13 protein-coding genes are annotated in these 13234 nt (G+C 33.6%); 10 read left to right on the top strand and 3 right to left on the bottom strand.

Going from position 1 to position 13234, the window contains the following annotated elements; genetic code table 11:
• Nucleotides 1-114 precede the first annotated feature (114 nt).
• Both CSW08_RS03445 and CSW08_RS03435 read left to right on the top strand, forming a co-directional pair.
• Entirely contained in the window at nt 115-2154 is a 2040-nt protein-coding gene (locus tag CSW08_RS03445) for a dipeptidyl-peptidase 3 family protein (protein WP_106658507.1), read from the top strand.
• A 493-nt stretch (nt 2155-2647) separates the two neighbouring features.
• Nucleotides 2648-3034, top strand: coding sequence for a pyrophosphohydrolase domain-containing protein (locus CSW08_RS03435; protein ID WP_106658505.1), 387 nt, complete (start codon nt 2648-2650; stop codon nt 3032-3034).
• 72 nt (nt 3035-3106) lie between these two features.
• Here the strand turns inward: CSW08_RS03435 and CSW08_RS03430 are convergent, their stop codons facing one another.
• Nucleotides 3107-4171 carry a branched-chain amino acid aminotransferase gene (locus tag CSW08_RS03430; RefSeq protein WP_106658504.1) on the bottom strand — a complete coding sequence of 355 codons (1065 nt, stop codon included), beginning with the start codon at nt 4169-4171 and terminating at the stop codon, nt 3107-3109.
• 87 nt (nt 4172-4258) lie between these two features.
• Between CSW08_RS03430 and CSW08_RS03425 the strand changes: the two genes are divergently transcribed.
• The 3 genes from CSW08_RS03425 to CSW08_RS03415 all read left to right on the top strand — a co-directional run bounded on the left by CSW08_RS03425 (nt 4259) and on the right by CSW08_RS03415 (nt 6547).
• Nucleotides 4259-4759 (top strand): DUF4920 domain-containing protein, encoded by a 501-nt coding sequence (locus CSW08_RS03425; RefSeq protein WP_106658503.1) that lies wholly within the window; start codon nt 4259-4261, stop codon nt 4757-4759.
• Between the two features lie 2 nt (nt 4760-4761).
• Nucleotides 4762-5436, top strand: a complete 675-nt coding sequence (gene mnmD / locus CSW08_RS03420) for a tRNA (5-methylaminomethyl-2-thiouridine)(34)-methyltransferase MnmD (protein ID WP_106658502.1) — start codon at nt 4762-4764, stop codon at nt 5434-5436.
• 205 nt (nt 5437-5641) lie between these two features.
• Entirely contained in the window at nt 5642-6547 is a 906-nt protein-coding gene (locus CSW08_RS03415; protein WP_106658501.1) for a TIGR01777 family oxidoreductase, read from the top strand.
• Between the two features lie 9 nt (nt 6548-6556).
• Here the strand turns inward: CSW08_RS03415 and CSW08_RS03410 are convergent, their stop codons facing one another.
• Nucleotides 6557-6970 carry a Dabb family protein gene (locus CSW08_RS03410; RefSeq protein WP_106658500.1) on the bottom strand — a complete coding sequence of 138 codons (414 nt, stop codon included), beginning with the start codon at nt 6968-6970 and terminating at the stop codon, nt 6557-6559.
• A 73-nt stretch (nt 6971-7043) separates the two neighbouring features.
• Nucleotides 7044-7727 (bottom strand): TonB-dependent receptor plug domain-containing protein, encoded by a 684-nt coding sequence (locus CSW08_RS03405; protein WP_106658499.1) that lies wholly within the window; start codon nt 7725-7727, stop codon nt 7044-7046.
• A 164-nt stretch (nt 7728-7891) separates the two neighbouring features.
• Between CSW08_RS03405 and CSW08_RS03400 the strand changes: the two genes are divergently transcribed.
• The 5 genes from CSW08_RS03400 to CSW08_RS03380 all read left to right on the top strand — a co-directional run bounded on the left by CSW08_RS03400 (nt 7892) and on the right by CSW08_RS03380 (nt 13033).
• Entirely contained in the window at nt 7892-8443 is a 552-nt protein-coding gene (locus tag CSW08_RS03400) for a nucleotide exchange factor GrpE (RefSeq protein ID WP_106658498.1), read from the top strand.
• Between the two features lie 53 nt (nt 8444-8496).
• The gene (gene dnaJ / locus CSW08_RS03395; protein ID WP_106658497.1) at nt 8497-9615 is read left to right on the top strand and encodes a molecular chaperone DnaJ; all 1119 of its coding nucleotides are present in this window, start codon (nt 8497-8499) and stop codon (nt 9613-9615) included.
• Nucleotides 9616-9899: 284 nt separating this feature from the next.
• Nucleotides 9900-10826 carry an ABC transporter ATP-binding protein gene (locus tag CSW08_RS03390; protein WP_106658496.1) on the top strand — a complete coding sequence of 309 codons (927 nt, stop codon included), beginning with the start codon at nt 9900-9902 and terminating at the stop codon, nt 10824-10826.
• A 4-nt stretch (nt 10827-10830) separates the two neighbouring features.
• Complete coding sequence (locus CSW08_RS03385; RefSeq protein ID WP_106658495.1) at nt 10831-12144, top strand: ABC transporter permease; 1314 nt, start codon at nt 10831-10833, stop codon at nt 12142-12144.
• 1 nt (nt 12145) lies between these two features.
• Nucleotides 12146-13033, top strand: a complete 888-nt coding sequence (locus tag CSW08_RS03380) for a mechanosensitive ion channel family protein (protein ID WP_106658494.1) — start codon at nt 12146-12148, stop codon at nt 13031-13033.
• Nucleotides 13034-13234: the final 201 nt, after the last annotated feature.

Genomic DNA, 13234 nt, shown 5'->3' with positions numbered 1-13234 from the left:
AAATTATTATATTTGTAACCTTAAAATTAAATATTCTTCAACTAAAAATCGATAATCGGTAATTTTCAATAATAATTTTCAATAAATAGAGTGACTAACAATAAAATAATTCAAATGAAATTAAAATTAATGGCATGTTTAGTGCTTGCAACAAGTATTTTGGTAGGTTGTGGCCAAGATAAATCAGAAAAAACAAATGTGAATGTGGGTGTAGCAACAGATTCTGTATTTGATTACAAAGTCGATGAATTTGCTGATATTAAAGTATTAAGATATCGAATTCCCGATTGGGAGAAACTCACTTTAAAGGAACAAACATTGGTTTATTATTTAACCCAAGCGGGGTTGTCTGGCAGGGATATTATATGGGACCAAAATTACCGATACAATCTGACCATTAGAAAAGCTTTGGAATCTGTGTACTCCAATTACAATGGCGATAAGTCCACTGCCAATTGGAAAGCGTTTGAAGTGTATTTAAAACGTATTTGGTTTAGTAATGGCATTCACCATCATTATTCAAACGATAAAATAAAACCAGATTTTGGTGCAGACTATTTAAAGCAGCTTTTATCGGACACAAATACCGTTTTAGAAGGCGAGGCTTTTGATGTTCTTTTTAATGATAAAGATTCCAAAAAAGTAAACCAAGGTAAGGGTGTTGATAATGTGGCGCTTTCGGCAGTTAATTTTTATGGGCCAAATGTGACAAATAAAGATGTGGAAAGCTTCTATAAAACCAAAGTCTCACCGAATCCAAAACAGCCATTATCTTTTGGATTGAATTCGCAATTAGTTAAAGAAAATGGTGTGTTGAAAGAACGTGTTTATAAATCGGGTGGTTTGTACGGTTCTGCCATCGATGAGATTATTAAATGGTTAGAGCTGGCTAAAGGCGTTGCCGAAAATAAAGCACAGGGTGATGCACTTGGTTTGCTAATCGATTATTACAAAACAGGTGATCTACAAACTTGGGATGATTATAATGTGGCATGGACAACGGCGACCGAAGGTAATATAGACTATATTAATAGTTTTATTGAAGTCTATAACGACCCATTGGGTTATAGTGGCTCTTATGAAACGATTGTTCAAATCAATGATTTTGACATGTCACAGAAAATGAAAGTGTTGTCAGATAATGCCCAATGGTTTGAGGATAATTCCACATTAATGCCAGAACACAAAAAAGACAGCGTGATTGGTGTCACCTATAAAGTAGTTAACGTAGCAGGAGAAGCTGGTGACGCTTCACCAAGCACCCCAATAGGCGTTAATTTACCGAATGCCAATTGGATACGTGCCGCAGTGGGCAGTAAATCGGTGTCCTTAGGAAACATTACCGATGCCTACGATAATGCAGGAAACACAGGACGTTTAAAAGAATTTGTAAATGATGAAGAAGAGTTGCAACTTACTGAGCAATACGGGCAATTATCGGATAAATTACATACAGCATTACATGAAGTCATTGGTCATGCGTCTGGCAAACTAAACCCAGGCGTTGGAGAAACTAAAGAAACACTTAAAAATTATGCATCAACTATAGAAGAAGGACGTGCGGATTTAGTGGCGCTTTATTATCAGTATAGTCCTAAACTTCAAGAATTAGGATTGGTAGATGATTGGAAAAAAGTGGGCATGGCTGGATATAATGATTATATACGAAATGGATTGATGACGCAATTAATACGTTTAAATTTAGGGGATGATGTTGAGGAAGCCCACATGCGTAACAGGCAATGGATTTCAGCTTGGGTATTTGAAAAAGGAAAAGCAGATAATGTGATTGAGAAAATCACCAGAGATGGAAAAACCTCTTTTAATATTAACGATTATGATAAACTTCGTGAACTTTTCGGAGAATTATTAAAAGACGTACAACGTATAAAATCGGAAGGCGATTATGCCGCTGCAGAAACGTTAGTAGAAACCTATGGCGTTAAAGTGGATCAGGCACTTCATAAAGAAATTTTGGAGCGAAACAAACAGTTTGATTCTCCACCATATTCAGGTTTTGTGAACCCAGTGTTGGTTCCGAAAATCAATGATGAAGGCGAGATTATAGAGGTTAAGGTGACATATCCTGAAACATTTTCAGGACAAATGTTGGAATACAGTAAACATTACAACTTCTTGCCAGAAATTAATTAAACGTTTTTTAGGTAAAATTTATAAAAACAGAATCTTTTCAAGGTTCTGTTTTTTTGTTTACACTAAACGCTAAAAGAATTAAATTCACAACAATAAGAACACTAATGATTATTAAAAGTTTCATTTTTTGATTGGGTTTAATAACTAGATGCGCCATTTTGCAAATGGTTGCGTAAAATAGACTACTTTTTTTACAAAAGGTTTAATTTAGTTTATGTTATCTATATAACAGGTGAAGTTCGGATTGTCCTACCTAGTAAATAATATGAAGATTACTTAAAAAAGAATTTTATGGCACTTATAAACAAAATGAAGCTAATAAAGGCTATGAGTACCCAAATACTACCCGAATAAAATTTCTTGTGAAGTTTCAAATCTTTTCTATAAGTGTAAGCAATAACGATTGCAAAAACGATAATGAATAAAATGGCGAAATAGATTTGACCTTTACTGAACATATGGTTATTTTTATGCAAAAATAAGCAAATAATCAATGAAAAATAAATTGGAAGCTGTCAAGGAATTTCATACAGCATTTAAAATTGGTCACCTAGAATCTCCAAAAGCGGATTTAGGAACAGTAAAAAATACACTTCGATTTCATTTAATGAAAGAAGAAAATGAAGAATATCTAGAAGCAGCCAATAGTAATGATTTGGTTGAAGTCGCCGATGCCCTTGGAGATATGCTTTATATTTTATGCGGCACCATTATAGAACACGGTTTGCAATATAAAATTGAAGAAGTATTTGAAGAAATTCAACGTAGTAACATGAGTAAATTGGGTGAAGATGGACAACCGATTTATAGAGAAGACGGTAAAGTCCTAAAAGGCCCTAATTATTTTAAGCCAGATATAGATGCTATATTGAAGAAATAAAAAAAGAGAAGCTTAGCTTCTCTTTTTTTACAGTTTGAGTTCCCTTCCCTTTGGGAAGGGTTAGGTATGGGATTACATCTTCACTCTCCAACCGAATGGATCATCAGATTTGTTTGTTTGAATATCGGTAATATACTTTTTTATAAAAGTGGCATACGTATCTTTTAATTCTGGCAAATCATAATCAATACCTTTATATCCAAAACCAGATATGGGCGATACAACGGCAGCAGTGCCAGCACCAAACATTTCTTTTAAGCTACCATCTTTAGCAGCGTTTACAACTTCGCTAACTGTAATTTTTCTAACTTCTACAGGAATACCTTCCCTTTTCGCAATATCTATAATACTTTTTCGGGTAATACCATCCAATATTCTATCGCTAGTAGGTCCCGTAATAAGCGTGTCGTTTATTCTAATAAAAATATTCATGGCACCAGCTTCTTCAATGTATTCATGGTTGGTGTCATCTGTCCATATTACTTGTTGATAGCCTTTCTCAACAGCTAATTGTGTTGGGTAAAACTGTCCCGCATAATTACCGCCCGCTTTAGCAAAACCCACACCACCATTAGCGGAGCGAGAATAGGTTTCTTCAATCAACACCTTAACTTTTCCAGAAAAATAAGCACCAGAAGGCGCTAAAGCAATAACAAATTTATATTGGTCGGCAGGGGAGGCATGAAACCCATTCCCCGATGCAAAAATAAACGGTCTTATATATAAAGAACTGCCTTCTTTTTTTGGAATCCAATTACTATCCACTTTTAAGAGTGCTTTTAGCCCTTCCATAAAAATATCTTCTGGTAATTCAGGAATTGCCAATCGTTTAGATGAAATATTTAAACGTTTAAAATTCTCTAAAGGACGAAATAACCAGACAGAATCATTGGCATCTTTATAGGCTTTCATACCTTCAAAAACAGACTGTCCATAATGGAATATTTTTGCTGAAGGATCTAAAACAATAGGTTGATATGGCACGATCTCTGGGGACTGCCATTTACCATCTTTATAATCACATACCAACATGTGATCGGAAAATGTTCTTCCGAAATTTAAATTATCAAAATCTACATCATGAATTTTTGTAGTTTTTGTCCTTGTGATTTTTATATCACTCATTAATGTATTCATAAATTCATGTCTTTACGTAAACAAATTTAAGAAAATAGCGTTGAAAAAATGGGTATATTTACAACAAAACGCTAAAATTCAAACTTTATGAGTGTTAAAAATATATTACTACTAAGTATTTGTGTTTTTCTATCAGCATCATGTAAGCAAAATGCTGAAAAAACAAACCAAAAGGATGAGGTTGTTGAATATGCATCTTTTGGAAAGAATATTACTGAAGATGATGCTTTAGAGGTTATGGATGCCATCATACAATATGAAGTGATGAGTGTGGGCGATACGATTGATTCTAAAATAGCGGCAAAAGTCAGTAGTGTTTGTCAGGCAAAAGGCTGTTGGATGACTTTAGATTTAGAAGATGGAAAGGAAATTATGGTAAAATTTAAAGATTATGGTTTTTTTGTTCCAAAAGATATTGTTGGGAAAGAAGTTGTTATTAATGGCCTTGCCTTTATTGATGAAATACCTGTGGATGAGCAACAGCATTATGCCGAAGATGCAGGAAAGACAACCGCCGAAATTGCGAGCATTGTACAGCCTAAAAGAACTTTGTCTTTTGAAGCAGATGGTGTATTGATCAAACAGTAATTTTGGAGCGACAAGTTATTATTACTGCCGATGGTTCTTCTACCATATATTTACCGGAATGGGACGAGCCATACCATTCTAAACACGGTGCCATTCAAGAAGCGTATCATGTGTTTATCAAGCATGGTTTAAATTATTTATGTGAACAAGATTATAATCAAATATCTATTTTGGAAATTGGTTTTGGTACCGGATTAAATGCTTTCATCACCAATATTGAATCAGAAAAGTTGAATATTTCCATTGATTATTATGGGATAGAAGCGTATCCAGTTTCAGTAGAAGACATTGCTAAGATGAATTATGTGACCGAATTAAAGGCAGAAAACAAAGCGTCTTTTTTCGAAAACATGCATCAAGTATCATGGGAAGAAACACATAAAATCACCCTCCATTTTTCACTTACCAAACAAAACAAATTCTTTTCAGACATAGAAGATCAAAATAAATTTAACATCATCTATTTTGATGCTTTTGGAGCTAGGGTTCAACCGGAACTATGGACAGAAACCATCTTCCAAAAAATGTATGAAGCATTAAAACCTAATGGTGTTTTGGTGACGTATTCCGCAAAAGGAAGCGTGCGTAGAGCCATGCAAGCAGTTGGCTTCAACGTAGAAAAATTACCTGGCCCACCAGGAAAACGTGAAATGCTCAGAGCCACAAAAAGGCTCTAAGCATTCGGCGAAAGCCAAATGTTTAGCCCCAAAAGACTCTGAACATTCGGCGCCAGCCAAATGTTAAACGCTATTAAATAAACGGAATCCATTTTTAACTATTCATTTCTCATTTCTCATTATTCATTATTCATTAGTACTGTTAAACCTAATATAAAAACAATATCTATACTCTTATCATTTTGTAATTTTATAAAAAAAGAGAATGAGGGTTTTAATTACAGGTGCAACGGGGCTTATTGGGAAAGAAATAGTTAAACGCTGCCATATAAATAACATAGATGTAAATTACTTAACGACAAGTAAGTCTAAAATTGAACACACAAAAGGTTACCAAGGTTTTTACTGGAATATCACAAATAAAGAACTAGATATAAATTGCTTCAATGGGGTTGATGCCATTATTCATTTAGCTGGCGCCGCTATTTCGAAACGATGGACGCCTTCTTATAAAAAAGAGATTATAAATAGTAGGGTTGAAAGCACCCAACTTTTAATTGATTCCTTAAAGGGAGAGTCGCATACTATTAAGCATGTTATTGCCTCAAGTGCCATTGGAATATATCCAGATTCGATAACCCATTATTATGATGAAACATTTAAGGATTTTGATGATACTTTTTTAAGTGAGGTAGTCACAAAATGGGAGCAAAGTGTTGATGGTTTTTCGAAATTAAATATGTTGGTTTCTAAAGTAAGAACTGGATTAGCATTATCAGAAAAAGGAGGCGCACTTCCAAAAATGGCGAAACCCATAAAATTTGGATTAGGGGCTTCTTTTGGAACTGGAGAACAATGGCAGTCATGGATTCACCTTGATGATTTAGCCAATATGTATCTTTATATTCTAACGTATACATTAGAAGGCATTTATAATGGTGTCTCTCCAAATCCTGTCACGAATAAAGAGTTAACAAAATCCATTGCTAAAATATTAGATAAACCCTTGTTTTTACCCAATATACCTAAGGTTGCAATGAAATTGGTTCTAGGCGAAATGCACACGTTGCTGTTTGATAGCCAGCGTGTAAGTTCTAAAAAAATAGAAGATAAAGGCTTTTATTTTGAATACCACCATTTGCAACCAGCTTTGGATGATTTATTGGGATGATATCTTAATTTAATTCCAATAATCGATAACCAATACATCCTCCAAATGCGGACTTAAAATGTCCACAAAAGCCTTATGTGCTGGATGGGGTAGGTATATGGCTCTATCTTCCTCACTATCAAAAGTAACGAGAAAACAATGTGTAAATCCTTTGCTTAAACCTTCAGGACTGTTGTTCAATCCCCACTCATAGTCTTTGATTTCTTTTATTTCAGAAGGTAATTTTCCGAAGGCCGTTTCTACTCCTTTAATATTGGCAGGTGTGGACGATTCTTTAAATTTAAATAATACCACATGGCGCAATTTTTTGGTCATTTCTTCTGTATTGGGTGTTATTTCTGGTTTATGGTCATTGTCATTTTTTTTATCAACACAACTGCTAATTAATATAACGGTCAATAGCAGTAAAATTTTTATTTTCATTTGATTGTATTTAATGTTATATAGTTTTTAACTAAAATCTAAGAAAATGTAAAGCAATTAAAATATTACCTTGCTACTTCGTTGTAATTAAAATAACGCCATTGGCACCTCTAGAACCATAAGCAACGGTTGCAGATGCGTCTTTTAAGACATCAATGGATTTAATATCCCTTGGGTTTAAATTCTTTAATGAGCCGTTATAAGGCGAACCGTTTAGCATGATGAGCGGTGCATCACTGGACATTAAACTACGATTTCCCCGTATTACAATTCCTAAATTACCACCATCATCAGTAACAGTAACACCAGGAACGGTTCTTAAAAAAGTAGCCATATCTAAATTGTTTTCTCGCTCAATAAGCTTTTCGTCCACAGAGCTTACAGAAATAGTACTTTCTGATTGCTTAATTTTTCCATAACCTGTATTGACATCTTTACCTTCGTAGGGCTTAGCTTTTAGGTTGTATTCTAGAAAAACATCAAGTATATCCTTTCCTTTTACTGATATTTTCTGAGTTTTGTAACCATGACTTATTTGGGAGAAAATCAATTTACTTTTTGGGGGAACTAAGATGCTATAAAATCCAGTTGAATCAGTAAAAACGCCCATATCATTACCTTTGATTTTCACGAAAACAGATTCAATGGGTTCGTCAAAGTTATTTTTTACAGTTCCTTGTACAGTTCTATTTTGGCTATGAAACTTAAAACTTGAAATTAAGAGTATTGTTGTAATTATAAATATTTTATGTTTCATGATTGATTAAAAATTAATTGGTCATATAACAAAAATATGATTTTTAAAATAAATAATTTGTTTTATGGCTTTCAAAAAAAAATGAATGACATTATGACATTTTTATAATAATGGCAGTAATTTTGCCAATACGTTTATGTGTTTATATTAATATCAGAAAATATATGAGTAAAAAAGATAAGAAAGAGGATATAAAATCACAAGAAACAACCCAGGCGCAAGCAGAAACTATTGATGTAGAGCAACAAGTTGTTGAAGAAGAAACCCTTGAGGAAAAATTACAAGAAGAAATAAAACAGGAAAAAGATAAATTTTTACGCTTATTTGCTGAGTTTGAAAATTATAAACGACGCACGGCGAAAGAACGCATGGAGTTATTTGCAACAGCCAGCGAAGATGTCATGAAAACATTATTGCCAGTTCTTGATGATTTTGAGCGCGCATTAAGCCATATTGATGATGACAAAGAAGCGGAAGCTTTGAGAAAAGGGGTGTTGTTAATTTATCAAAAATTAATGAATTCTCTAGAACAAAAAGGGCTTGTGGCCATTAAAGTTGATAAAGGAGCCGTTTTTAATGCTGATAACCATGAAGCAATTACACAAATCCCAGCGCAGACAGAAGATTTAAAAGGAAAGATTATCGACATTATTGAAAAGGGATATAAACTTGGGGATAAAGTCATTCGTTTTCCTAAAGTCGTCATTGGACAATAAAAAATATTAATTTAAAAAATCCTTTCCATTGAAGAGGGATTTAGTAAAGGAACATGGCAAAAAGAGACTACTACGAGATATTAGGTATTAATAAAAATGCTAGCGAAGCCGAAATAAAAAAGGCATATCGTAAAAAAGCTATAGAATACCACCCAGATAAAAACCCAGATAATAAAGAAGCAGAGGCCAAGTTCAAAGAAGCGGCCGAAGCGTATGAGGTATTAAGCAATGCCGATAAAAAAGCCAAGTACGACCAATTTGGGCATCAAGCTTTTGAAGGTGGCGGAGGCTTTAATGGAGGGAATATGAATATGGACGACATATTCAGTCAGTTTGGTGACATTTTTGGAGGTGCTTTTGGAGGAGGCGGATTTTCAGGTTTTAGTGGCGGAGGCGGTCAACGTCGTGTAAAAGGCAGCAATTTGCGTATTAGAGTAAAATTGAATCTTGAGGAAATTGCCAACGGGGTTGAAAAGAAAATAAAAGTAAGACGTAAAGTTCAAGCGTCTGGAACTACCTATAAAACATGTTCGACCTGCCACGGTAGCGGTCAGGTAACACGTATTGCCAATACTATTTTAGGCAGAATGCAAACCTCTTCACCTTGTAATGTTTGTGGTGGTGCTGGACAAGTGATTGATAAAAAGCCAGCTGATGCTGATGCACAAGGTTTAAAAGTAATCGAAGAAACCGTGTCTATTAAAATACCACCAGGTGTTGTAGATGATATGCAACTAAAAGTGTCGGGAAAAGGAAATGAGGCACCAGGACATGGTATTGCAGGCGATCTTATTGTAGTCATTGAAGAAGAAAAACATGATAAATTGCAGCGTGAAGGAGATAATTTACATTACGATATGTACATTAGTTATCCCGATGCTGTTCTAGGGACCTCAAAAGAAATAGATACCGTAACCGGGAAAGTACGTATTAAGGTGGAAGCAGGAGTACAATCTGGTAAAATTTTACGCTTACGTGGAAAAGGAATTCCGAGTATAAACGGGTATGGTCGTGGGGATTTACTAGTGCATGTCAATGTTTGGACGCCAAAAACGTTAAGCAAACAGCAAAAGGAGTTTTTTGAATCCATGCAAAATGATGAACATTTTGAACCGAAGCCAGATAGCACAGATAAATCTTTTTTTGAAAAGGTGAAAGATATGTTTTCTTAATTATATAGCTATAAAATAAAGAATCCGTATTTATACGGATTTTTTTTGCTTATAACTTATCATATTCTTTTGTTCATAATTAAAAAAAAACTATATTTGGATATCACTAATTCATTTTAGTGATATTTTTCTTTTTCATAGCAATTTTTTTCCCATCCTTAATTTATTAAGGGTGGGTTTTGCTTTTATAGCCATATATTTAAATATTAAATTATCATTAAAGGTTTAAACTTACTCCCTTAACATTTAATATATTTACGTTTCAAAGTCAATTTAAAACTAGAATGAGTAACTTACTAGAAGTCAATGGCGTTTCAAAAAACTACGGAGACTTTACGGCACTTAACAATGTGTCTCTAACAGTTCCCAAAGGAAGTATTTACGGATTATTGGGCCCGAATGGTGCAGGAAAAACAACACTCATCCGAATCATTAATCAAATTACCATGCCAGATAGTGGTAGTGTTTTTTTAGATGGAACAGCGCTTAGCTCTAATCACATAAAGGATATAGGATATTTACCTGAAGAACGTGGGTTGTATAAGACCATGAAAGTAGGCGAGCAGGTTTTATATTTGGCACAATTAAAAGGGCTAAGTAAAGCAGAAGCTAAAATACGCTTGAAATATTGGTTCGAACGACTTGAAATTGGTGATTGGTGGAACAAAAAAATCCAAGAACTTTCAAAAGGCATGGCGCAGAAAATACAATTTGTGGTGACGGTGTTGCACAATCCGAAACTTTTGATTTTTGATGAGCCTTTTTCTGGGTTCGACCCCATAAACGCCAATTTAATTAAAGACCAAATTTTACAGTTACGAAACGATGGCGCCACTGTTATTTTTTCAACCCATAGAATGGAATCCGTGGAAGAGTTGTGTGATGATATTACATTGATACATAAATCGAATAAAATATTAGATGGAAAATTGGTGGATGTAAAACGCCAATTTAAAACCAATACATATGAGGTTGGCATTTCAATTCAAGAAAAATCTAGCTTGCAACAAGAATTATCCCAAAAATTTCAAATAGCACCTGCTAATTTTAAAACCTTGGGAGATGAGCTGAAACTTAATATAAAGCTTTCAGAAAACGATAAAGCAAATGATTTACTGAGTTTTTTAACCTCAAGGGGAGATGTGTCCCATTTTGTGGAATTAATACCAAGCGTGAACGATATTTTTATTCAAACAGTAAAGAATAATTAACATTATGAACCATTTACCACTCATTATAAAACGCGAGTATTTAACAAAAGTTAAAAATAAATCGTTTATAGTTATGACTTTTTTAAGTCCGATTATCATGATAATTTTAATATCTGTTGTCGCCTACTTGTCACAATTAAATAATGATAAACAACGTACTATTTCCATTTTAGATGAGTCTGGATTGGTCAAAGATGCTTTTCAGAATTCAGAACACACCAAATATAATATGTTCGAAGACATGACTTTAACAGATGCTAAAGCCATAGTTAAAGAAGCATCTAATTACGGATTATTATATATAGGAAAATTAGACTCCATAAGTTTTGTTCCAAAACATATTGAGTTTTATTCAGAAGAATCGCCATCACTTAGCTTAATTTCAGATTTAGAAGGTATTTTAGAAAATAAGCTTACGGACCTTAAATTGCAAAAAGAAGGCTTTGATATTGAAAAAATTAAAACATCAAGGGCTAATGTTTCTATTGAACAAGAAAGTTTTGATGGTCGAAAAACATCCAAAATAGATAGCGTTCTAAAACTTATTTTTGGCGGCATGGCTGGTTATTTGTTGTTCATGTTCATCATAATTTATGGCAACATGATCATGCGCAGCGTTATTGAAGAGAAAACAAGCAGGATTATAGAGGTCATTATTTCTTCAGTAAAACCAATACAGTTAATGTTGGGTAAAATTATAGGAACCTCTTTAGCTGGTATTACTCAATTTTTAGTTTGGATAGTATTAGGAGGTGTTTTATTATTTATTATTTCAGCTGTTTTTGGAATTGATGTTGCCCAAATGCAATCACCACAACAACAAATGATGCAACAAGCTATGGAAAATCCAGAGGCGAATATGCAATTACAAGATATCATGACGGCTTTTTACAATCTGCCGATAACCAATCTCATTATAGCATTTATTCTATTTTTTATATGTGGTTATTTATTATATAGTTCTTTATATGCTGCTATTGGAGCCGCTGTTGATAACGAAACCGATACCCAACAATTTTTATTACCGGTAATGATGCCGTTAATATTGGCCGTTTACATCGGTTTTTTCACTGTTATAGAAGATCCACATGGGACGGTTTCAACTGTATTTTCGTTTATACCATTTACATCACCAGTTGTTATGTTAATGCGCATTCCTTTTGGTGTGCCTTTATGGCAACAATTACTTTCATTATTAATTTTAATTGGTACATTTATTCTAATTGTATGGTTTGCGGCAAAAATTTACCGTGTCGGTATTTTAATGTATGGCAAAAAACCTAGTTATAAGGAATTGATAAAATGGATTAAGTATTAAGATGAGTCAGGATTTACAAAAAATAGAGGATACCATTAAAGAAAGTTCCCTTTGGGAAAAAACCAAAGAATTGCTAAATCTACATTTCGATTTTACTAAAGATATTAGTATTTCCGTAAAAGATGTTTTAGTGGTTATTACGATTATTTTCATAACCACGCTTATTTTAAGATTGGTTTTAAGAGTTTTAACAAAGAAACTTCCGGAAGATGATAAAGGTAAATTCAATGTTGTTTTTGGATATTTTAGATGGTTGATCTATTTAGTTATTCTGCTTATTACTTTAAATGGTTTAGGGGTCAATGTGACAGCTGTTTTTGCAGCATCTGCAGCATTAATGATTGGTATTGGATTAGCACTTCAAACCTTATTTCAAGATATCATTTCCGGTGTTTTTATTTTAATTGACCAATCCGTTCATGTTGGGGATATAATTGAAATAGATGGTAAGGTAGGACGCGTGGAAGAAATTAAATTACGGACGACAAGAGCCGTGACCATCACTAATAAGGTTTTGATAATTCCAAACCATTTATATTTAGAAAATAGTCTTTATAATTGGACGCAAAATGGCACTACTACTAGAGAGATTGTGTCCGTTGGGGTAGCTTATGGCAGTGATGTCCAATTGGTCCGAAAACTATTAATACAAGCAGCCAGTTCGCATCCCAATGTATTGCCTGAACCAGAAGTTGTGGTACTATTTGATAATTTTGGTGAGAGTTCTCTTGATTTTAAAGTCATATTTACCTTGTCAGATAGTTTTACGGCTAACATGCCAAAAAGTGATATCCGCTATGAAATAGATCGATTATTTAGGGAACATAATGTAACCATACCATTTCCACAAAGAGATATTCATATTATTGGACAGACAAAAGATAAATAAAAGCCAAAAGATAAATGAAAAAACTAGGTTCTTTGAATATGCTTTGGTTTAGTATGTAAATTTATAATAGATTATTTTAGTAGATGTTAAAGCGATATATATTGGCCAATTAATTAAAAAAAATGAGTATAAATTGAAAAACACTAAATGATATTATGATTTCAAAGCTCATTTAAATAATATAAATATGAATATAGATGT

This window comes from Confluentibacter flavum (assembly GCF_002843175.1).
GTDB lineage: Bacteria > Bacteroidota > Bacteroidia > Flavobacteriales > Flavobacteriaceae > Confluentibacter > Confluentibacter flavum.
This window is presented reverse-complemented; position numbering and strand designations above follow the sequence as displayed.